Source organism: Sphingomonas sp. PAMC26645, assembly GCF_004795835.1.
In the GTDB taxonomy this organism is placed as follows: Bacteria; Pseudomonadota; Alphaproteobacteria; order Sphingomonadales; family Sphingomonadaceae; genus Sphingomonas.
Genome location: NZ_CP039249.1, coordinates 4,263,099 through 4,283,956 on the forward strand (window position 1 = coordinate 4,263,099; position 20,858 = coordinate 4,283,956).

18 protein-coding genes are annotated in these 20,858 nt (G+C 65.7%); 2 read left to right on the plus strand and 16 right to left on the minus strand.

Annotated features, from left to right (window positions below; genetic code table 11):
- Positions 1-36 precede the first annotated feature (36 nt).
- From E5673_RS19405 to E5673_RS19450, 10 genes are all read right to left on the minus strand, one after another.
- Complete coding sequence (locus E5673_RS19405; RefSeq protein ID WP_136191253.1) at positions 37-282, minus strand: hypothetical protein; 246 nt, start codon at positions 280-282, stop codon at positions 37-39.
- Positions 283-440: 158 nt separating this feature from the next.
- A complete protein-coding gene (locus E5673_RS19410) occupies positions 441-1,130 on the minus strand; it encodes a response regulator transcription factor (RefSeq protein WP_136191254.1) in 690 nt (229 codons plus the stop codon).
- Complete coding sequence (locus E5673_RS19415; RefSeq protein ID WP_136191255.1) at positions 1,127-3,787, minus strand: sensor histidine kinase KdpD; 2,661 nt, start codon at positions 3,785-3,787, stop codon at positions 1,127-1,129. Before E5673_RS19415 ends, E5673_RS19410 begins: the two co-directional genes overlap by 4 nt.
- On the minus strand, positions 3,784-4,365 hold the full coding sequence (gene kdpC, locus E5673_RS19420) for a potassium-transporting ATPase subunit KdpC (protein WP_136191256.1): 582 nt from the start codon (positions 4,363-4,365) through the stop codon (positions 3,784-3,786). Before kdpC ends, E5673_RS19415 begins: the two co-directional genes overlap by 4 nt.
- Positions 4,366-4,639: 274 nt before the next feature.
- Entirely contained in the window at positions 4,640-6,670 is a 2,031-nt protein-coding gene (kdpB, locus tag E5673_RS19425) for a potassium-transporting ATPase subunit KdpB (protein ID WP_136191257.1), read from the minus strand.
- Positions 6,671-6,684: 14 nt separating this feature from the next.
- On the minus strand, positions 6,685-8,388 hold the full coding sequence (gene kdpA, locus E5673_RS19430) for a potassium-transporting ATPase subunit KdpA (protein ID WP_136191258.1): 1,704 nt from the start codon (positions 8,386-8,388) through the stop codon (positions 6,685-6,687).
- Between the two features lie 12 nt (positions 8,389-8,400).
- Positions 8,401-8,490, minus strand: coding sequence for a K(+)-transporting ATPase subunit F (gene kdpF / locus E5673_RS19435; RefSeq protein WP_055875324.1), 90 nt, complete (start codon positions 8,488-8,490; stop codon positions 8,401-8,403).
- A gap of 113 nt (positions 8,491-8,603) precedes the next feature.
- Entirely contained in the window at positions 8,604-9,452 is an 849-nt protein-coding gene (locus tag E5673_RS19440) for a TorF family putative porin (RefSeq protein WP_136191259.1), read from the minus strand.
- A gap of 128 nt (positions 9,453-9,580) precedes the next feature.
- On the minus strand, positions 9,581-10,708 hold the full coding sequence (nhaA, locus tag E5673_RS19445) for a Na+/H+ antiporter NhaA (RefSeq protein WP_348769876.1): 1,128 nt from the start codon (positions 10,706-10,708) through the stop codon (positions 9,581-9,583).
- Entirely contained in the window at positions 10,705-12,099 is a 1,395-nt protein-coding gene (locus E5673_RS19450) for an FAD/NAD(P)-binding protein (protein WP_136191647.1), read from the minus strand. Before E5673_RS19450 ends, nhaA begins: the two co-directional genes overlap by 4 nt.
- Before the next feature lie 263 nt (positions 12,100-12,362).
- Here E5673_RS19450 and E5673_RS19455 point away from each other — a divergent pair, with 263 nt between their 5' ends.
- Positions 12,363-14,684, plus strand: coding sequence for a glycoside hydrolase family 31 protein (locus tag E5673_RS19455; RefSeq protein WP_247599707.1), 2,322 nt, complete (start codon positions 12,363-12,365; stop codon positions 14,682-14,684).
- Positions 14,685-14,748: 64 nt separating this feature from the next.
- On the opposite strand, the gene E5673_RS19460 is transcribed toward E5673_RS19455, so the two are convergent.
- From E5673_RS19460 to E5673_RS19470, 3 genes are read right to left on the minus strand one after another with little or no spacing between them, the layout of a single operon-like run.
- Positions 14,749-15,150, minus strand: coding sequence for a winged helix DNA-binding protein (locus E5673_RS19460; protein WP_136191262.1), 402 nt, complete (start codon positions 15,148-15,150; stop codon positions 14,749-14,751).
- Between the two features lie 19 nt (positions 15,151-15,169).
- On the minus strand, positions 15,170-15,613 hold the full coding sequence (locus tag E5673_RS19465; protein WP_056489716.1) for a hypothetical protein: 444 nt from the start codon (positions 15,611-15,613) through the stop codon (positions 15,170-15,172).
- A 47-nt stretch (positions 15,614-15,660) separates the two neighbouring features.
- Positions 15,661-16,653 (minus strand): sigma factor-like helix-turn-helix DNA-binding protein, encoded by a 993-nt coding sequence (locus E5673_RS19470; protein WP_136191263.1) that lies wholly within the window; start codon positions 16,651-16,653, stop codon positions 15,661-15,663.
- Positions 16,654-16,798: 145 nt separating this feature from the next.
- Here E5673_RS19470 and E5673_RS19475 point away from each other — a divergent pair, with 145 nt between their 5' ends.
- The gene (locus E5673_RS19475) at positions 16,799-17,674 is read left to right on the plus strand and encodes an alpha/beta hydrolase (RefSeq protein WP_136191264.1); all 876 of its coding nucleotides are present in this window, start codon (positions 16,799-16,801) and stop codon (positions 17,672-17,674) included.
- Positions 17,675-17,679: 5 nt separating this feature from the next.
- Here the strand turns inward: E5673_RS19475 and E5673_RS19480 are convergent, their stop codons facing one another.
- The 3 genes from E5673_RS19480 to groES all read right to left on the minus strand — a co-directional run bounded on the left by E5673_RS19480 (position 17,680) and on the right by groES (position 20,485).
- Positions 17,680-18,234: a Uma2 family endonuclease gene (locus E5673_RS19480; RefSeq protein WP_136191265.1), complete on the minus strand. Its 555-nt coding sequence runs from the start codon at positions 18,232-18,234 to the stop codon at positions 17,680-17,682.
- 199 nt (positions 18,235-18,433) lie between these two features.
- Entirely contained in the window at positions 18,434-20,077 is a 1,644-nt protein-coding gene (gene groL, locus E5673_RS19485) for a chaperonin GroEL (RefSeq protein WP_056065680.1), read from the minus strand.
- Positions 20,078-20,197: 120 nt separating this feature from the next.
- Positions 20,198-20,485: a co-chaperone GroES gene (gene groES / locus E5673_RS19490; RefSeq protein ID WP_056052039.1), complete on the minus strand. Its 288-nt coding sequence runs from the start codon at positions 20,483-20,485 to the stop codon at positions 20,198-20,200.
- Positions 20,486-20,858: the final 373 nt, after the last annotated feature.

Below are 20,858 nucleotides of genomic sequence, written 5' to 3' on the forward strand. Positions count from 1 at the left end.
CGCGCGCGCGTCGACAGGTCCCGCGGCGGGCGCGCCCTATCGCGCGGCGCGTTGCCACCGGGCGCTGATACTGACCGGGTCGTGGATATGGCTGCCGACAACCACCAGCATCGCGCCGGCACTCGCGCAGACGAAGCCGATCGTGGCGAGCAGAAACGCGAACGGGCCGGCTGCCGAGTGAAGGCGAGCGAGCGCGTGGACCGCGGTAATGGCAATCGCAAGCGACAGAACACCACTGGCGCGGAGGCTGAGATCGGTGCGGAGGCGGTGGGCGTCGGTCATGCGACACGTCAGCTATCGCCTGCCGCATATGCGTTCGAGATCGATAACGAAGGGAGCCATAGTATTCACATAGTGCGCAACCCCGTCATCCCGGCGAAAGCCGGGACCTCGCGCGGCGGGGGCGACCTACTGCGGGGAAACACACTAATATTCCCGGTTCAGGCGTCGACCAACAGCCGGTACCCGATCCCGAGTTCGTTCGCGATCACCGTGCCGACTCCCCCCGTCCCCTCCAGCTTCTGCCGCAAGTTACGCACGACGATACGGAGATATTCGATCCGGCGATCATGATCGGTCGGCCACGCCGCCTCCAGGATCCGCTGATGCGTCACGACCCTCCCCGGATGCGCCGCGAGTGCCGAGAGCACGTCGAACTCCTTCCGCGTCAGATGCGCCTCCTCGTTCCCGCGCCGGACGAGCCGATGCTCGAAATCAATCTCCACCCCATGCGCACGCAGGACCGTCGGCCGCGACGTCGCCTCCCCTCGACCGCGCAGCGCGACGCGGAGGCGGGCGAGCAGTTCCTCGGTGTCGAACGGCTTCGTCACATAATCTTCCGCCCCCAGATCGAGCGCCGCGACCTTCTGGTCGGTCGCCTCGCGCGCGGAGACGACGAGGATGATCGGATCGCCGAGCTTCTTCAGCAGCGGCACCAGTTCGAGCCCGTCGCGATCGGGCAACCCCAGGTCCAGCAGCACCGCGGTCAGTGGTCGGCTCGCCGCGATCCGCAACGCCTCGCGCGCGTCGACCGCTTCCTCGACGCCGTACCCCGCCCGCTCCAGCGTGTTCTTCAACAACCGCCGGATATGCAGTTCGTCGTCTACGATCAGGACCGTTTGCGTGCTCATAAGTTCGCTCCACCGATGTCGCGAACGAGCAAGGCCACGGGGAAGCACAGGCTGAATTGCGCGCCGGTGAGGTCTTCGCGGTTGCTGGCTTCGACGGTCATGCCCATCGCTTCGGCGAACGCTTTCACGATCGCAAGCCCGAGCCCGGTGCCACCGATCGCGCGGTCGGAGCCTTCGAGGCGGCGGAACGTCTCGAACACCTCCTTCTCGCGACCGGGTGGCAGGCCGGGCCCCTGATCGATCACCGACAGCCGCAGCATCCCGAAACGGTGTTCCGCCCTCACGACGATCGGCGTGCCGGGGTCGGCATAGCGCCCCGCATTGTCGAGCAGGTTGAGCAGGCAATGATGCAGCAGTTGCGGATCGACGCGGACCAAAGGCAGGTTCGGCGCGACGTCGAGTTCGATCGCGTGGCCTTCGAGCACGCGTTTCGTGTCATGCACCGCGCCCGCGACCGCGTCAGTGAGGTCGGTCGGTTCGAGACGCAGTCGGAGCGCGCCTGCCTCGACGCGCGCCATGTCGAGCAGATTGCCGACGAACCGATTGAGCCGCGCCGCCTCGGTCTCGATCGTGTCGATCAGCTCAGGCGTGACGCCGCGGTGCAATTCCGCTGCCGCTGCCATCACCGAGGTGAGTGGCGTGCGCAGGTCGTGGCTGACCGACGACAGCAACGCCTGCCGCAACCGATCGCGCTCGCGCACCGCATCGACGTCGCGCATCTCGACCTCCAGCCGCGCGCGTTCGAGCACAAGCGACGCCTGATCGACGAGGCTCATAAGCAACGGCAACTGGTCCGATCGCACCGGATCGCCCCCCGCCTCGCGAGCCAGCCCAAGCACCGCCAGCGTCCGCTCGCCCGAGCGCAACGGCTGGAAAAACCACTCCGACGCCGCCAGCGTGCTCGACCCGCGGCCCGCCGGCGCGCCGGTATCATACGCCCACTGCGCGGCCGCCATCTCCATCGTCTCGAGCCGGTAATCCGCGCCGTTCGCCGCCTGGACCGCAAGGCCAGGGTCCCCCGCGACGAGGATCACCGCGCGCACGCCGAACAACCGGCCGATTTCCTCGCAGATCGCGCGGGCCAGCGCGACGGGCTCGTTGAGCGAGGTCAGTTGGCGCAGGAAGCCGGCGAGCGCGGCGTTGGTGCGCGCGCTGGCGGCGGCGATGTCGGCCTGTGCGCGGACCCGTGATGTGAGCTGGCTGGTCACGAACGCGATGCCGAGCAGCACGAGAATCGAGATTACGTTCTCGGGATTGTTGATCGTCAGCGTGCCGGTCGGCGGCAGGAAGAAGAAGTTGTACGCGATCGACGAAACCACGCCTGCGAACAGCCCGGTACGCAGGCCGAACAGGCTCGCCGCGGCCATCACCGGCAGCAAATAGAGCAGCGCGACGTTGCCGAGGTTGAGGATGTGGAACAGCGCGCTCGCCACGCCGGTGACACCCGCGACCATCGCCGTCGTCCAGGCGTAGCCAGATTTGCTGCCCCATCCGCCGGTCCGCACGCGCGTGCCGCGAGGCGCGGTGGGCGGGTCCATCGGCAGGACGTGGACGGCGATGCCGGGTGACTCGCGGACCATCTGGTCGACGACAGAGCCGTGGCGCAGTTCGAACCAGCGCGAGCGGGTGGACTTGCCGACCACCAGCTGAGTCGCGCGGGCTTCGGTGGTGAAGGTCTTCAGGCCGTCGACCACCGACGTCGCGGGGACGGTCGCGACATCGCCGCCCAGTTGCGTCGCCAGGTTGAAGACCGCGGCGAGCTGGCGGTGCTCGACCTCGCCAAACGACTGCGCGCGGGGCGTCTCGATATACACCGCCGTCCAGGGCGCGTGCATAGCGTCGGCGATCCGCTTAGTGGCGCGGACGAGACCAAGCGCGCCGGGCAGTTCGCTGATCGCAACGACGATCCGCTCGCCGCCTGCCCATGTCCCGCCGACGCCAAGCGCGCGGACGTGTTCGAGCATCTGCGCATCGACGGCCTGCGCGGCGCGACGGAGCGCGAGTTCGCGTAAGGCCGAGAGGTTCGACTTGGAGAAGAAGTGCGCGAGCGCTCGGGTGGCTTCGTGGGGGAGGTAGACCTTGCCCGCCTTCAGCCGCTCGATCAGTTCGTCGGGCGGGATGTCGACGACTTCGATTTCGGCGGCCTCGACGATGCTGTCGGGAACGGTCTCGCGAACGCGGACGCGCGTGAACGACGCGACGACGTCGTTCAGGCTCTCGATGTGCTGAATGTTGATCGTCGAATAGACGTCGATGCCGGCCGCGAGCAGTTCCTCGACGTCCTGGTAGCGTTTCGGGTGGCGGCTGCCGGGCGCGTTGGTATGGGCGAGTTCGTCGACCAGCACGAGCGTCGGCGCGCGTTCGAGGATGGCGTCGAGGTCCATCTCGTCGAGCGTGCGGCCCTCATAGAGGATCGCCTTTCGCGGGACGATCTCGTGGCCCCTGGTCAGCGCTTCGGTTTCGACGCGGCCGTGCGTCTCGACCACGCCGATGACGATATCTACGCCTGCGCGGCGACGTTCCGCACCCTCCGAGAGCATCTCATAGGTTTTCCCGACACCGGGGGCGGCGCCGAGGAAGATCTTCAGACGGCCGCGACCCTCCTGCGACGCCTGTCGCAGAAGGGCCTCGGGTGATGGTCGCGTGTCGTCGTTCAACGTGCGCCCGTTGCGTCCAGCGCGCGGTTGAGGGCGAAGACGTTCACGCGTGGCTCGCCAAGGATGCCGAGCATCGGGCGGTCGACGTTGGCGGCGACTAGCGCGCGGACCTTGGCGGCAGGGAGGCCGCGGGTACGGGCGACGCGGGCGACCTGTGCGTAAGCCGACGCTGGCGACAGGTCCGGGTCGAGACCCGAACCCGATGCCGTGGCGAGATCGGCCGGGAGTGGCCCGGTCACACCTTCTGCATGACGCTTGGCGACATCGGCCTTGGTGCGATCGACGAGCGCCTGGCTGGTCGGGCCGTAGTTCGAGCCCGACGAGGCCAGGCCGTCATAGCCTTTGCCCGCTGCAGACGGACGCGTCTGGAAATAGCGATCGGTGGTGAAGGCCTGCCCGACGACGGTCGAGCCGATCGCCTTTCCGTTGGCCATGACGAGGCTGCCGTTCGCTTGCGCGGGGAAGATGGCCTGTCCGATCCCGGTCATCGCTAGGGGATAGACGATCCCGAGCAACAGCGCGAACAGGATCGTCATGACGAACGCCGGGCGGAGGGCGGAGGTGAAATCGGAGGTCATTCTGTCGTCTCCATGTGTCCGCGCGAAGGCGGGTACACAGTCTGGGCACCCGCCTTCGCGGGTGAACATTTCTTTGGGGTGAGGTCACACGTCGAAGCTCGCGACCACCCACCTGGCACCTCCCCGGCGAAGGCCGGGGTCCAGTTGGGTGACGTTGCTAACTGCGGATGCGCTTCGTTACTGCGACCTTTCCATCTGGGCCCCGGCCTTCGCCGGGGTGGTGTTGGGGGTCGGTGCGAGGGTGCATGTGCGCGCAACGGACTGGTCTGGATCATCAGGCCAGCCCCAGCGCACCGACCAGCAGGTCGATCAGCTTGATCCCCACGAACGGCGCGATCAGCCCCCCCAGCCCATACACCGCCAAGTTCCGCGCGAGCAGCGGCCCCGCGGCCATCGGCTTGTACGCGACGCCCTTCAGCGCGAGTGGGACCAGCATCGGGATGATGATCGCGTTGAAGATGATCGCCGACAGGATCGCACTCTCCGGCGAACCGAGCCGCATCACGTTCAGCACGCCAAGCCCCGGATAGAGCGCGACGAACATCGCCGGGATGATCGCGAAATACTTCGCCACGTCGTTCGCGACCGAGAAGGTCGTCAGCGCACCGCGGGTCATCAGGAGTTGCTTCCCGAGACCGACGATCTCGATCAGCTTGGTCGGATCGCTGTCGAGGTCGACCATGTTGCCCGCCTCGCGCGCGGCTTGCGTGCCGGTGTTCATCGCCACGCCGACATCGGCTTGGGCCAAAGCCGGCGCGTCGTTGGTACCGTCGCCGCACATCGCGACCAGCCTGCCCCCCTGCTGTTCCTTGCGGATCAGGTCGAGCTTGTCCTCGGGCGTCGCCTGCGCGAGGAAGTCGTCGACGCCCGCCTCGGCGGCGATGGCGGCGGCGGTGAGCGGGTTGTCGCCGGTGATCATCACCGTGCGGATGCCCATCGCGCGCAGCTCGCCGAAGCGTTCGCGGATGCCGGCCTTCACGACGTCCTTGAGGAAGATCGCACCGAGCAGCCGCCCGTCCATCGCTACCGCCAGCGGGGTACCGCCGGCACGGGCGATCTCGTCGGTGATGCGGCGCAGTTCGGTGGCGGCGGCGGTCGCCCCTGCCCCCGGATTGGCCTTCAGGATCGAGTCGACGGCGCCCTTCTGGATCAGCGAACCGTTTACCTTCACGCCCGAGATGCGCGTCTGCGCGGTGAACGGGATGACTTCCGCATCGTCCGGCAACGCACTCGTCGTCACACCGAACTTGTCACGCGCCAGCACCACGATTGAGCGGCCCTCGGGCGTCTCGTCCGCGAGGCTCGCCAGCAACGCCGCCTCGGCCAGTTCCTCGTCACGCGTGCCACCGACTGAGCGGAACTCGCTCGCCTGACGGTCGCCGATCGTGATCGTGCCGGTCTTGTCGAGCAGCAGGACGTCGATATCGCCCGCCGCCTCGACCGCACGGCCGGACTTCGCCAGCACGTTGAAGCGCACCAGTCGGTCCATGCCCGCGATACCGATCGCCGACAGCAGCGCCGCAATGGTCGTCGGGATCAGCGTGATCAGCAGCGCCGCCAGGATCGCGACCGGCACGCGGCCGCCGGCATAGCTGGCAAACCCGGGGATCGTCCCGACCGCGATCAGGAAGATGATCGTCAGGCCGACGAGCAACAGCGTCAGCGCGATCTCGTTCGGCGTCTTCTGCCGCTCGGCGCCTTCGACCAGCGCGATCATGCGGTCGAGAAAGCCTTCGCCGGGGTTGGCGGTGACCTTCACGCGGATCTCGTCGGAGATGACGCGCGTGCCCGCCGTGACGGCGGAGCGATCGCCGCCCGCCTCGCGGATCACCGGCGCGCTTTCGCCGGTGATCGCGGCTTCGTTGACCGAGGCGACGCCCCAGACGACTTCGCCGTCAGCCGGGATCAGGTCGCCCATCGTTACCAGGACGATGTCGCCCGCGCGCAGCATGCTGGCGGGGACGGACTCGACCTGGTCGCCCTTCATGCGGCGGGCGGTCAGCTCAGCCTTGGTCGCGCGCAACGACGCGGCCTGCGCCTTGCCGCGGCCTTCGGCCAGCGCTTCGGCAAAGGTGCCGAACAGCACGGTGAGCCACAGCCAGATCACCAGCTGTATCTTGAAGCCGACCGAGAGCCCGTCGCCGCCGAAATTGACGAGGATCGTCAACAGCGTGGCGACGACGGCGGTGACGAACATCACCGGGTTGCGGATCAACTGCCGCGGATCGAGCTTGCGGAAAGCGTCGCCGATCGCGGGAACGATCAAGTCGGCTGTGAACAGCGACTTGGTAGGGGTGCGTGCCATTTTGGCTTGTCCCGTCAGAAGGTTTTGCCGCTGATCATCGCGAGATGATCGGCGATGGGACCGAGCGCGAGGCTCGGCAGGAAGGTCAGGCCACCGACGATCAGGATGATCCCGACCAGCAGGCCGACCCACAGTGCGCCCGTCGTCGGGAACGAGCCTGAGCTCTCCGGCGTGTACTTCTTGGCCGCGAGACCACCGGCGATGGCGAGCATCGGCACGATGATGAAGAAGCGCCCGAGCCACATCGCGACCCCCAGCAAGCCGTTGTAATACGGCGTGTTGGCGGTGAGTCCGGCGAACGCCGACCCGTTGTTCCCGACCGCGCTGGTGAATGCGTAGAGGATCTCGCTGAACCCGTGCGGCCCCTTGTTGAGCGGCCCCGCGAGCCCGTCGGGCAGCACGGCGCTGAGCGCGGTGAAGCCGACGATGACGAGCGGCAGGATGGCGATCGCCAGCACCGCCAGTTTCACTTCGCGCGCCTCGATCTTCTTGCCGACATATTCGGGCGTGCGGCCGACCATCAGGCCCGCGACGAACACGGCCAGGATGGCGAACAGCAGGAAGCCGTAGATGCCTGCGCCGACGCCGCCGATGACGACTTCGCCGAGCTGGATGTTAAGCAGCGGGATCATGCCGCCGAGCGCGGTGAAGCTGTCGTGCATGGCGTTGACCGCGCCGCACGATGCGGCGGTGGTGACGACCGAGAACAGGGCGGACGCGGCGATCCCGAAGCGGACCTCCTTGCCTTCCATGTTGCCGCCCGCGACGCCGATATTGTGGAGGATCGGGTTGCCCGCGGCTTCCTGCCAATAGGTTACGGTGACGCCGGCGAGGAACAGCACGAGCATTGCCGAGAGGATCGCCCAGCCCTGCCTGGTGTTGCCGACGGCCTTGCCGAACGTCCAGGTGAGGCCGAAGCCGATCAGGAAGATCGACAGCATCTGCACGAGGTTGACGAGCGCGGTCGGGTTTTCGAACGGATGCGCCGAGTTCGCGTTGAAGAAGCCGCCACCATTGGTGCCGAGCATCTTGATCGCTTCCTGGCTCGCCACGGGGCCGAGGACCAGCGTCTGCTTGAGCCCTTCGAGCGTGGAGATGTCGACCGTGCCGGCCATCGTCTGCGGCACGCCGCTGGCGATGTAGAAGAGCGTCACGACGACGCAGATCGGCAGCAGCACGTACAGCGTGACGCGCATCATATCGGCCCAGAAATTACCGATCGTCGCGCTCGATCGCCGCGCGAACCCGCGGAACAGCGCGAACGCCAGCGCGATGCCGGTGGCCGCCGACAGGAAGTTGTGGATCGTCAGGCCGAACATCTGGCTGAAGTTCGACATGGTGGATTCGCCACCATAGCTCTGCCAATTGGTGTTCGTCGTGAAGCTGATCGCGGTGTTGAACGCGAGATGGGGGCTGAGCCCCGCGAGACCCTGTGGATTGCCGGGGAGCACGCCTTGCAGACGCAGCACCGCGTAGGTCAGCGCCATCAGCATCGCGTTGAACATGATCATGTGCAGCGCGTAGCGGCGCCAGCCCTGCTCCTGTTTCGGATCGATGCCGCTGAGCTTGTAGAAGCCGGTCTCGACGGGGCCGAGGATGGCGTGGATCGGCGTGCGACGGCCTTCGTACAAGGCGAACAGCCACATACCGACGGGTTTGGTCAACGCCAGCAATATGCCGACGAAGCCCAGGATGAGGATCCATCCTTCGAATGTCATGAGGACGCGCTCCTAAAAGCGTTCGGGGCGGATGAGCACCGCCACGAGGTAAAACAGCAGCCCGAGCGCGACGATCGCGGCGAGCCAGAGGTCGAGGGTCATGATGGTGTCCTCATGGGCTCAGGCGTTGTCGCACAGGCGGACATAGGCGAGCGTCGCCGCCACCAGTCCGACCATGAACGCTATCCAGAGTAGATCCTGCATCGGTCGATCCTTCAGAAGGCGGCGGTGAGCGAGGCAACGATCGTGCCGTCGGCGATCGATCCGGTGCCGTCCTGGCCGCGCGAGAAGCTCGGCTGGAGATACGCAGCACTGCGACGCGTGATGTCGGTGTCGACATAGCTCACGTTCAGCGTCAGATTCTTATACGTGGTGTCCGCACCGAGCGACCAATCCCAATAGTCGCCGGTCGGCGCCGCGCTGGTCGCGTTGGGCCCGAGGCCGTCATTGCCCCAGCTATGGCCGATATGCGCCTTGGCGGTGACCGGCGTGCCGGGAAGCGCGAATGCGCCGTCGCCGGTCAGGTACAGATTGTCCTCCTTGTCGCCCGCGTCGGTGTAGACTCCCGCCGCGGCATCGGCGCCGGTGCGATACCATTTGCCGAGCGCCTGCTGCTTGGGCGCATAGAAGGCGCTAGCGGTCAGCGTCGCTGGGCCAGTCGTGCCGCTGAGCTTCACATAGGGCTCGGCATAGTCCGTCTTCGAGGCGCCGCCCGGATACATGTACCAGGTCAGGCCGACGTCGATCGTCGCGTTGTCCGCGAGCTTGTGCTTGTAGCCGCCGATCAGGTCGAGCTCCATGTTCGAGCCGCCGAACGTGCCCCAGCCCGACAGGTTCGATCCCCAGGCGCCGACATACACGCCGCTCTGGTGCGCGATCGTCAGCCCGCCCTGGATCGCGCTGTCCTTGTCCGACTGCGACACGCCGCGCAGGCGGTAATCGGTCGCGAGCGTCACCGAACCGCTGACGGTCACGGGAGACGGCGGCGCGGTATCCTGCGCGAACGCGGGCGTGGCGAGGCCGGTCAGGATACCGGCGGCGGCGACGAAACGAAGAATGTGCATTGTGGTCCCCATGCGCGTGCCGCCGAAAGGATGGCGGTTCGCGAGGACTGGCAATTAGGCTCCGGCGACGTAGCAATTCGAGATCGATTGCCGGGCTTACGCGTATGTTTCGCGTAGCATTGTCGGAATTATGCTGCGGCGCGGCGTAGCAATACCCACCCGGCGACGCCCGACAGGATAGAACCGGCGAATACGCCGATCTTCACCGAGTCCATCGCGTGCGGTGCACCGGCGAATGCGAGCCCGCCGATGAACAGGCTCATCGTAAAGCCAATCCCGCACAGCACTGCCATGCCGTAGACCTGGGCCCAGTTCGCGTTCTTGGGCGCTTCGGCTAGCCGGAAGGTCACGAGCCCACGGATCGTCGCGAAGATGCCGATCTGCTTGCCGAGGAACAGCCCGAGCATGATCCCGACCGGCAGTGGCGCGATCACGTCGTCCGCCACCATCTCGCCGAACGCGATCCCGGCGTTGGCGAACCCGAACGCCGGCACGATCAAGAAACTCGACCAGGGTTGAAGTGCGTGTTCGAGACGTTTGAGCGGCGGTCGGCCGTCCCCCGTCCGCAGCGGAATCGTGAACGCGACCGCCACGCCGGCGAGCGTCGCATGGACGCCCGACAGCAGGACACCGTACCAGATGCCGACACCGATCAGCAGGTACGGCACCAGCGACCGCACGCCCGACAGGTTCAGGATGACGAGCACGCCGAGCCCGGCGCCCGCCGCAAGCAACGGCAGCAGCGCGATATGGCCGGTATAGAACAGCGCGATGACGAGGATCGCGAGCAGGTCGTCGATCACCGCGATCGCCGTCAACAACACTTTCAAAGAGGTCGGTACGCGCGACCCGAGCAGGGCCAGGATGCCGAGCGCGAACGCGATGTCGGTCGCCGCCGGGATAGCCCAGCCGCGCAGATTGGCGGCCGTATCCATGTTGACGAGCACATAGAGGCCCGCCGGCACCGCCATGCCCGCGAGCGCCGCCGCACCGGGCATGATGCGCTCGCCCCAGGTCGAGAGATGCCCCGAGACGAACTCGCTCTTCACCTCCAGCCCGATCAGCAGGAAGAACAGCGCCATCGCACCGTCGTCGATCCAGTGATGGACGCTCATCCCGCCGACTACGTGGTGCAGAGTGGAGAAGTACGTTGACGCGAGCGGTGAATTTGCAACGATCAGTGCCGCTATCGCCGCCGCGAGCAGCACGATCGCGCCCGCCGCATCGCCCGAGAAAAAGCGCCGGATCGCGGTCAAAGGCCTTCGCCCCCGACCCATTGCGCATTGGACAGACGCCGCGCGAGATCCCAGCTCTGGACGCGGATATCGGGCACCGCGACGACCTCCCACAGTCCGCCGCGAGTCATCGGTCCGATACAGTGGATACGATCGTCGGGCGTCCCGTCGGCGCGGATCGCGCGCGACTGCGCATCGACGTCGACGCCCAGCCGCAACGGATCGGGTCGGATCGCGCTCGCCGCGAGCAGGTGCTTCACGAGCGGCTGCTCCGAGCGCAGTAGGTCGCCCTGCGGCCCGGTGCAGTTCACGATCCGCACCGCGCGCGTGACGACCGGGTCGGTCTCGCCCCGTGGTCGCCACGTCAGCTTTGCCTGCGTTCCGTCGGCTTCGGCGGAAACGATCTTGCCCGCCGCGAAGGTCAACCGCCCGGTCGCGACGAGTGCCTCGACACGGTCCGCAACCGCCGGTGCGAGGCGGTGGCGATGGACGTCCCAATAGGGTCGCAGATGGCGAAGGAAGCGCCCGCGCACCTCCTGCGACGCCGCCGCCCACAGCATCTGCGTGACCGGCCGAAGCTCGTCGACTGCGCAGCGCCAGCCCTCTTCGGCGGCTCGCGCGCGGACATGGCGGACGAGGTCGGTCAGCCCACCCTGCGGTTTGTCCGAGACGCCGCGGTGCGCCGGCGCGCCATCGACGTGCCGCCGCGGCGACAACCCGCGCCGCGACGTCGCCAGGATATGCCCGGCAAACCCTTGAGCATCGAGCAGCAACGCCGCGTCGATCGCGGTCAGTCCAGTTCCGACCAGCACGACGGTATCCTCCGCGCTCAAGCCCGTGGCTAAATCCGCCGCCCAAGGGTCCGCGTAGTAGACGCCGACTGGCAGGGCATCCGGCTTCAAGCCCGGCGGCGTATGCGGCGGCAGGTTTCCAAGTGCGAGCACCGCGGTGTCGGCCGCGATCTTGCGCCCATCCGCCATCGTCAGCGCCACGCCGTCGTCTTCGACCGGATCGATCGCGCAGACCTCGCCCTCGACATGCACCAGCCGCCCGTCCGACTCCGCGATGGTCGCATCGAGCAGTTCGCGCAGATACGCGCCATACGTCGTGCGCGGAACGAAGGTCTTGCGGTCGCCCTTGCCGTGCGCCTCGAGCCAGCGGACGAAGTGGTCGGGATCGTCGGGCAACGCGCTCATGTTCCCCGCGCGGACGTTGAGCAAGTGATCCGGATGCGCCGCACTATACGCGACACCACGCGCAAGCTGCCGGTCTCGCCGTTCGATCAAGGTCACGCGCGGCCCCTCGTGCCGCATCAGATTGACTGCGAACAGCGCTCCCGAAAATCCGCCCCCGACGACGACGACATGATCCTCGGGCCCCGCAATCCGCGGCATCGTCGCTCGGTCGTCCATCTGCTCGTTCACCTCGTTAGACGCTGGACGCCATGCCTGATCGGCAGCGACTAGCCTACCCCCGAGCGACATCGCCACTTCCGAACCCGTCACATTGCCCCCTGTCCGTTCGCGCATCCCGAGCCGATTTACGACCACGTGATATCTGGCATTCCGACTGCAAGCCGAGCATGCTTGCGGGTGAACACGGCGCCCGCGCGGCCTGAGCTTACGGAAGATACGATACTATGCCGACCCTCCCTTCTGCCGCGCGCCTCCTGTTGATGGGCACGTGCCTGACGTCGGCAATCATGACGCATGCAAAGGCCGATCCGCTCGCGACGCTCGACCGCAACGGAAGCCTCGTCGCGATCGAACCCTATGCGCCGAACATCGTCCGGGTCACCATTTCGCTCGATCGCGCGCTGGCCGATGCGCCACCGGGCGAAGGCCCCAACGCAAAGTCGAACGCGACAGGCTGGACGCACGGCACCGACGCAAGCGGCGACGTGTTCGCTTCCAGCGCAATGGCGTTGACCGTCAAGGCACAGCCCTGGCCAAAGGCGCCGTCGCAGATGCAGCGCTATTTCGCGCCGTCGCTGCCGCCCGTGTCCGTCGCCGTGCGCAAGCCCGATGGTTCGACGATCGCCGAGATGACCGGCTGGGAGATGTCGCCGCAGACCGTCAACGGCGAAAAGACGTTCCGCGTCGGTGCAAGCTTCGCGGTGCAGCCGAACGAGCATTATTACGGGCTCGGCCAGAACCAGGAAGGCGTGCTCGATCTCAAGGGCCGGACGATCGATTGCCGCCACAATTACGACGCGCCGGCGGGCGAGACGGTGTGCGTGCCGTTCATGGTCACCAACAAGGGCTACGGCATCGTCTGGGACAATCCGTCGGCGACCACTGTCTCCCCCGGCCTGTCGAATTCGACTCACTGGCAGTCGACCGTCGGCGAACGCGTGTCGTTCTTCGTCATCACGGGCAACACCACCGACGAATTGTACGCCGGTTATGCCAAGCTGACCGGCGCGACGCCGCTGCCGCCAAAGGCCGCATTCGGGCTGATCCAGTCCAAGGCACGCTACGAGACGCAGGCCGAACTGCTCGGTGTCGCCAGCGGCTACCGGAAGCGCGGGCTGCCGCTCGACGTGATGGTGCTCGACTGGTTCTACTGGACGCGAATGGGCCAACTCGACATCGACCGCACCTATTTCCCCGATCCCAAGGGCATGAACGACACGCTGAAGAGCATGGGGATGCACTCGATCATCAGCGTGTGGCCGCGGTTCGAGAAGGAATCGCGCTATTTCAATTTCCTGGGCACCAAGGGGTGGCTGCTGAAGGACAAGGACGGCGGCGTGGTGGACGGCCTACCGATCCGTTCGGACCGTGCCGGCGCGCTGCTCGATTCGACCAATCCGGATGCGCGCGGCTGGTTCTGGGACCGGATCCGCGACAATATCGCGAGCCAGGGCTTTGACTGGTTTTGGCTCGACGAGACCGAGCCGGATCTCGTGCCGGACGGCAATTTCTTCTCGATCGGGTCGGGCGACCGGTATCACAACCTCTATCCGCTGGTGCACACCAACAGCGTCGCGGAAGGGTCCGCGCGCGACCGGCCCGACTTCCGCAACCTGATCCTCGCGCGAGCCGCCTATCTTGGGACGCAGCGGAACGGCGCGCTGTTCTGGTCGTCGGACGTGCAGGCGAACTGGGAAACGCTGCACCGCCAAGTTCCCGCGGGGCTCGGCTTTACCGCGACCGGCATGGCGTATTGGAGCAGCGACACCGGCGGCTGGCAGTATCCGAACGGCCCGAAGGCGGAACATGCGCCGTTGCTTGATCCGGCGGGTGCGACCGCGATGTCGCCGAGCTACACAGACTATCCCGAACTATTCACGCGCTGGTTCGCGTATAACAGCTTCACGCCGACGCTGCGCATTCACGGCCAGCGTCCGGCGACGGCGATCTGGGATTACGGTGCGGCGGCGGAACCGGTGCTCGCGGGCTTCCTGAAGCTGCGATATGCGCTGATCCCGTATCTCTATTCGCTCGGCTATCAGACCTACAAGACGGGGGCGCCGTTCATGCGCGCGCTGTTCATGGACTTCCCGAACGACCCCGCCGTCGCGACGATCGGCGACGAATATATGTTCGGCCCGGCCTTCCTGGTAGCACCGGTCACGGAACAAGGCGCCACCAGCCGCAAGGTCTATCTGCCGGCCGGTTCAGAATGGTATGATTATTGGACCGATCAGCGGTTTGCCGGTGGTCAGACGATTTTGGCCGCAGCGCCAATCGACCGCATTCCACTGTTCGTCCGCGCGGGTTCGATCGTCCCGATGGGCGTGCAGGTGCCGAGCACTGCGACGAAACAGGCGCTCGAGACGATCAAGGTCTATCCCGGCCGTGACGCGAGCTTCACGCTGTACGACGATGACGGCGTGACCAATGGTTACAAGAAGGGCAGCGGATCTAGCGCTGTTCTTCGTTGGAACGATGCGGCGAAGACATTGACCGCATCCGGCCCCCTGCCGACCCGCCAAGCGGTCAATACGCTGGTGAAGATCGTGACGCCGCGCGAGCTGGCGGCGGCACGCTAGGGCCCGACGAAGGGCAGGTCCCGTTTCTTTAGAGGCGACCTGCCCTGAGCGTTTTCCTGTTCGGCTACGCGTCGACTAGCCGACCCAGCAGGTTCGTCATGCGCAGTCGACCGAGCACGGTTAGCTGAACGTGCGATCGGCGGCCGTCGCGGGCATCGCGAATGCGTTCGACCAGGTCGGCATCCTGCAACATCGTCAGATAGCGTAGCGCGGTGGCCGATGGCGCCCGCGCGCCGATGCAGACCGCCGAGACGCTCAGCCGGCGTTGCTCGTGTTCCGAGATGAACAGATCCAGTAGGATATCCCAGGCAGGTTCCGAGAACAGCGCGTCGCCAAGCATCGCATCCCGGACCTTGCGGAGTTCGTACAGCCGCCGGGCCATATCGACCAGAACGGTATCCGATACGGCGAACGGCGTCGCGCGCTTGGCGATATTGATCGGCGCCATGGCAAGTGCGTAGGTCATAAACGTCTTCCGAATTCGCTTATCGGATCGTGCGGTCCTGACGACTCCAGTCGAGATCCCAGCCCTGGGCCTGGATCCGCCGCGAATGCCTGACCGTCCCGATCACGAGAAGCAGAACGATGGGATAACTCCAGACGGCAGAGAGGACGGCATAGACGAGCCGGATGACGTCAGGGCTGATCGCCTTGGCCAGATGAGCCCCCGTCCCCAATGCGTGGAGCGCGGTGACCCAGGCTGGCCAGAAGCGATCGGCATGCAACGTGATCATGATCATCACGACAAGCAGGATCAGGTCGACGACCATGACACCGACCTCCATCCCGGCGAACAATACCGGGATGTCGCGCTGGATGACGCTGGTGGAGAGCGCTGCCAGCAACAGGGCCAGGCCCGTCAACCGCTCCGGTGCCCCGCCCCGCAGGAGCGCGTAGCCGGACGCGGTCAACTGTATCGCGTAGAACACCCAGACCCGATCCAACTCTTATCTCCGCAGGACCGTCAGTCGGTCGTTCAGGCGACCGCGGCCAGATGGACCGGGGCGTCGAATTCGGTCGCAAGCCGCAGCGTGCCCTCGTTCGGCGGGCATTCCGCGGTGTCGCCGTAGCCGTAGAACTGGCCGAGACCGATCTCGGTACGGACATCGACCAACGCACGGTGTGCATCGATGAAGCGCTGCCGGACGGCGACCATCTCGAACGATGCCTGCGATACCATCTGTAACGCGGCAGCGCCGGTGCCGAGCGGCAGGTTCGCCGCAACGCGCTGCTGCATCAGCGTCGCCATGCACGAAGCGGTGAGCATCGCGGCCTTGTCGACCGCGGCCTCTGCCTCGAGAAAGTCATTGGCTACCCTGTCGGCGGCGCGGCGTCGTTCCCTCAACATCGAAATTCCTCCCCTGGGCACCGACGTTGCGGTGCCGTGCACAGGAGCGTTCTGCTCTCGGTTCGATCGTAACAGCGTCGTCAACGTCATCGCCATGTTGACCACCGCCATCGACGTGACAGCGATCAGTCCCATGAGTGCAAGCAGTCGAAATATCCTGTCGCCGATCGAAAACCGATTGCGCGCGCCCCCCGTCGATCCGCTGCCACGGGACAACCCAAGGAAGCGGCGAACAAACCCCCATGGCTCGATCTGATCGCTGCTTGCAGACTTGGAGGGGGTGGAGGGAACGTCGAGTGGTTCGGATGGTAGCCGTTCGTATGCGCCGGCCTGTTCGGCAGGTAATGCTGGCTCGGCAAGGGTACCAGCGTTGGACGCAGGACGGTCGCGAGCGAGCAGGACATCGTCCACCCCCTCACGCTCATGGTCTTGCAGCCGACGGGCCGCCTCGAACCGCGTGCCGACGCCGAGGATCTGGATCGCACGCTCGATCCGCTTGTCGATCGCAGACGGCGACACGCCGACGATCAGCGCGATCTCCTTCGAGTTGTGATGGGTCAGTACGAGCCGGAGACAGGCGCGTTGGGCTTCGGTCAACTGATCGATGCGTCCTGCGGTCATGCCGCGATGGTAGCGGGAACCCATGACGGTTGCACCTTCCGCGTGAGAGCGGAGGAAACTGAATTACAAACCCCTGAATTGGAAAGAATTTCTGGAGCCCAATTGACGAGCAGATCTTAGTATCGGCGCAAATAGAGAGGGTGCGATGATCGATGCTGCGGCAAACGCCAGGCTGGGCCTGCGCGTGGAGGAAAAGCAACGCCTGAGGCGGGGCGGATTTCCACTGATTGCGGCGGCGATATTGTCCACGATGCTCGCCGGTTGCGTCAATCCGGTTGGCCGTTCGCTGTACCAGCCTGCCCCGCTCGCAACGACGCCGACATGGACCGGACGGACGCCGAGGCTGGTCGAAGCAATCGCGGCTGACGGAGTTCATTTGCAGGGCTGGTTCTGGCCGCCGAAAACACCGGGCGGCGCGGTGCTGATCTATGTCCCAGGACGTGCGGGCAATCGCGACATCGCGGCGAAGGCCGCGCAGGCCTTCGCGCGTGACGGCCGCGGCGTGCTCGTCGCGTCGTATCGAGGCTATGGCGACAATCCGGGCGTTCCGGACGAACGCGGACTGTACCAGGACGGCCGCGCGTTTGTGGATTTGGCAGAACGGCTCGTGCCAGAGGGCAAGCACTTCCTGTTTGGTGACGGACTCGGCGCAGCAGTGGCGTTGCACGTGGCCGCGGATTTATCGGCCGGGGCGGGCGTCGACGGGGTCGTGACGCTCGGCGCGTTCGACTCCTTCGCGCGGTTCGTGCCTGGCCTGGAGCGTGGCCTATATGCAGCGGCGTTCGACAATGTTGCGGCTATTCGTCGCGTGACGGTGCCGGTGCTGCTGATGCACGGCCGCAAGGACGAGGTCGTGCCGTTTGCCGCGGCGGAGCGGTTGCGCGCGGCGGCTGGTGGCAAGGCTTTGGTCGTGCCGATCGACGGTGAGGCGTATCACAGCTTCGACTTGAGCCACATCGCGCCGGTGGTGTGGCGTGCGCTGGACCAGATTGCCGCGGACGAAGCGACGGCAGCGAAGTAGCGGGTTTAGTCGCGAGCGAAGATCTCGCTGTGGGGGATCGTGAGGCCGAGCGAGGGAATGACGAGGTCAAGCGAGGTCGAAAACAATGTTTCGATCCAGCCGCCCTCGATCCGCTGGTGAACCGACAGCGCCTCGGCATCGACGTCGACGAAGGCGAGCGTGTCGACGGAATCGATCGCGCGGTATTCGTCTCGCTTGACGGTCAAATCGAAGTGTCGGGTCGATGGGGACAGTATCTCGATGATGACGCGCGGATCGGACAGGGTCAGATCGTCGGGCCGGTCGCCGGGCGCGCCGCAATCGATGGTGAGATCGGGGTAGCGCACCGATCGATCCTGCGTGCGGACTGCCATGTCGGAGCCGTAGGGTGTGCAGCCCGAACCGCGCAGGGCAGACCGGACAAACGCCGTCAGGTTCACTTGCACGCGTGAATGATCGCGTGTGCCGCCGGCCATCATGCGGATGACGCCGTTGTCGAGTTCGGCCTTCATGTCGGCGCCGAAATCGATCTGGAGGAATTCCTCGGCTGTCAGCAGCCGGTAGTGCGGGTCGCTCGCCATGACGGGGACATACGCTGGTTGGGCGGACAAACAAAGGGCCGGGAATTGCTCCCCGGCCCTTTGCTTTGGTCGTCTGTTCGGAACGGAGGACCGGCGAAGCCGGTCCTTTTCGTCGGACGGGACTGGGGGCTTGCGCCGCCCAGCCCGCCGGCCGTTCTGATTTCGTGTCGGGGCCAGCATATGCTGGCCCCGTCCGAAATCAGAAGTCCATGCCGCCCATGCCGCCCATGCCGCCGCCGCCCATGGGCATGGCAGGCTTGTCTTCGGCCATTTCGCTCACGGCCGCTTCGGTCGTGATCAGGAGGCCTGCGACCGATGCTGCGTTCTGCAGCGCGGTGCGGACGACCTTGGTCGGATCGATCACGCCGGCTTCCACCAGGTTCTCGTACGTGTCGGTCGCGGCGTTGAAGCCGATCGACGTGTCGTTGCCGTCGAGCAGCTTGCCCGAAACCACCGCACCGTCATGACCGGCGTTCTGCGCGATCTGGCGAACCAGAGCCGTCAGCGACTTGCGCACGATGTCGATACCGCGCGTCTGGTCGTCGTTCGCGCCCTCGAGGCCATCAAGCGCCTTGGTTGCGTACAGCAGAGCCGTACCGCCGCCGGGGACGATGCCTTCTTCGACGGCTGCGCGGGTTGCGTGCAGCGCGTCGTCGACGCGGTCCTTGCGCTCCTTGACCTCAACCTCGGACGAACCACCGACCTTGATCACGGCAACGCCGCCGGCAAGCTTGGCGAGACGCTCCTGGAGCTTCTCCTTGTCGTAGTCGCTGGTCGTGTTCTCGATCTGCTGGCGGATCGCTTCGGTGCGGCCCTTGATCGTGTCGTGATCGCCGGCACCGTCGACGATGACGGTGTTGTCCTTGTCGATCGTGACGCGCTTGGCGGTGCCGAGCATGCCGAGCGTGACGGTCTCGAGCTTGATGCCGAGGTCTTCCGAGATCATCTCGCCCTTGGTCAGGATCGCGATGTCCTCGAGCATCGCCTTGCGACGATCGCCGAAGCCCGGTGCCTTGACCGCTGCGACCTTCAGGCCGCCGCGCAGCTTGTTGACGACGAGCGTGGCCAGAGCCTCACCCTCGATGTCCTCGGCGATGATCAGGAGCGGACGACCCGACTGAACGACGGCTTCCAGGATCGGGAGCATCGCCTGCAGGTTCGAGAGCTTCTTCTCGTGGATCAGGATGTAGGGATCCTGAAGCTCGACGGTCATCTTCTCGGGGTTGGTGATGAAGTACGGCGACAGATAGCCGCGGTCGAACTGCATGCCCTCGACGACGTCGAGCTCGAATTCGAGACCCTTCGCTTCCTCGACAGTGATCACGCCTTCTTTGCCGACCTTCTCCATGGCTTCGGCGATCTTCTCGCCAACTTCACGGTCGCCATTGGCCGAGATGATACCGACCTGCGCCACTTCCTTCGAACCCGAAACCGGCTTCGAACGCGCCTTGACGTCCTCGACGACCTTGATGACGGCGAGATCGATGCCGCGCTTCAGGTCCATCGGGTTCATGCCCGCTGCGACCGACTTCATGCCCTCGCGGACGATCGCCTGAGCGAGGACCGTTGCGGTGGTCGTGCCGTCACCAGCGATGTCGTTGGTCTTCGAAGCCACTTCGCGCAGCATCTGCGCACCCATGTTCTCGAACTTGTCCTTGAGCTCGATCTCCTTGGCGACGGTGACGCCGTCCTTGGTGATGCGCGGTGCGCCGAAGCTCTTGTCGATGACGACGTTGCGGCCCTTGGGGCCCAAGGTCACCTTGACTGCGTCGGCGAGGATGTCGACGCCGCGGAGGATGCGCTCACGCGCGTCACGACCGAATTTTACGTCCTTGGAAGCCATGTCAGCTGCCCTTTCAAAAAAGTGAAGTACAGGAAGTGCAGACGCTGGCGCAGATGTCGCAGCCAGCATTTCTCGGCCCGTTCACGTCAGCATGACGCCGACGATCCCGAGCCCGTCGGGTCAACCGACGATGCCGAGAATGTCCGATTCCTTCATGATCAGCAGGTCTTCGCCGTCGACCTTGACCTCGGTGCCCGACCATTTGCCGAACAGGATCTTGTCGCCGGTCTTGACGTCCAGCGGGGTGATCGTGCCGTTCTCGGCGCGGGTGCCGGTGCCGATGGCGACGACTTCGCCTTCCTGCGGCTTTTCCTTGGCGGTGTCGGGGATGATGATGCCGCCAGCCGTCTTCTCTTCGGCTTCGAGGCGCTTCACCAGCACGCGATCATGCAATGGACGAAAGTTCATGGGATCCATGTCCTTTTGGGATTGTGACAGATTTCTGGCACTCAGGGATACCGAGTGCCAACGGACGGCATATGTGCCTCGGGGTGCGGCATGTCAAAGGTTCCGGGGGCGAAATTTTTTCGGGCGGGCGTGGTATTCGGGCATCGTGGCTGAGGGGGTGCGGATCAGGGAAAGAGCAAGTACCCCGCCTCGGCTCCGTCATCCTCGCGCACGCGGGGATCCATACGGGCAAGCCCATCGATAGAAGCGCGGCCGTCCGAGTTTATGGGTCCCCGCCTCCGCGGGGATGACGGATTAAGGGAGGATGTGGCGCGGGAGTGGGACGGCCCTTCTGCTCCCCTTCCGCTTGCGGGAGGGGTCGGGGGAGGGGTTT

Excerpts from the sequence above, each read along its gene's own strand:
- E5673_RS19405 (WP_136191253.1), bottom strand. The coding sequence starts at position 282 with ATGACCGACGCCCACCGCCTCCGCACCGATCTCAGCCTCCGCGCCAGT.
- E5673_RS19410 (WP_136191254.1), bottom strand. The coding sequence starts at position 1,130 with ATGAGCACGCAAACGGTCCTGATCGTAGACGACGAACTGCATATCCGG.
- kdpC (WP_136191256.1), bottom strand. The coding sequence starts at position 4,365 with ATGACCTCCGATTTCACCTCCGCCCTCCGCCCGGCGTTCGTCATGACG.
- kdpB (WP_136191257.1), bottom strand. The coding sequence starts at position 6,670 with ATGGCACGCACCCCTACCAAGTCGCTGTTCACAGCCGACTTGATCGTT.
- kdpA (WP_136191258.1), bottom strand. The coding sequence starts at position 8,388 with ATGACATTCGAAGGATGGATCCTCATCCTGGGCTTCGTCGGCATATTG.
- kdpF (WP_055875324.1), bottom strand. The coding sequence starts at position 8,490 with ATGACCCTCGACCTCTGGCTCGCCGCGATCGTCGCGCTCGGGCTGCTG.
- E5673_RS19440 (WP_136191259.1), bottom strand. The coding sequence starts at position 9,452 with ATGCACATTCTTCGTTTCGTCGCCGCCGCCGGTATCCTGACCGGCCTC.
- E5673_RS19450 (WP_136191647.1), bottom strand. The coding sequence starts at position 12,099 with ATGGACGACCGAGCGACGATGCCGCGGATTGCGGGGCCCGAGGATCAT.
- E5673_RS19455 (WP_247599707.1), top strand. The coding sequence starts at position 12,363 with ATGGGCACGTGCCTGACGTCGGCAATCATGACGCATGCAAAGGCCGAT.
- E5673_RS19460 (WP_136191262.1), bottom strand. The coding sequence starts at position 15,150 with ATGACCTACGCACTTGCCATGGCGCCGATCAATATCGCCAAGCGCGCG.
- E5673_RS19470 (WP_136191263.1), bottom strand. The coding sequence starts at position 16,653 with ATGACCGCAGGACGCATCGATCAGTTGACCGAAGCCCAACGCGCCTGT.
- E5673_RS19475 (WP_136191264.1), top strand. The coding sequence starts at position 16,799 with ATGATCGATGCTGCGGCAAACGCCAGGCTGGGCCTGCGCGTGGAGGAA.
- E5673_RS19480 (WP_136191265.1), bottom strand. The coding sequence starts at position 18,234 with ATGGCGAGCGACCCGCACTACCGGCTGCTGACAGCCGAGGAATTCCTC.
- groL (WP_056065680.1), bottom strand. The coding sequence starts at position 20,077 with ATGGCTTCCAAGGACGTAAAATTCGGTCGTGACGCGCGTGAGCGCATC.
- groES (WP_056052039.1), bottom strand. The coding sequence starts at position 20,485 with ATGAACTTTCGTCCATTGCATGATCGCGTGCTGGTGAAGCGCCTCGAA.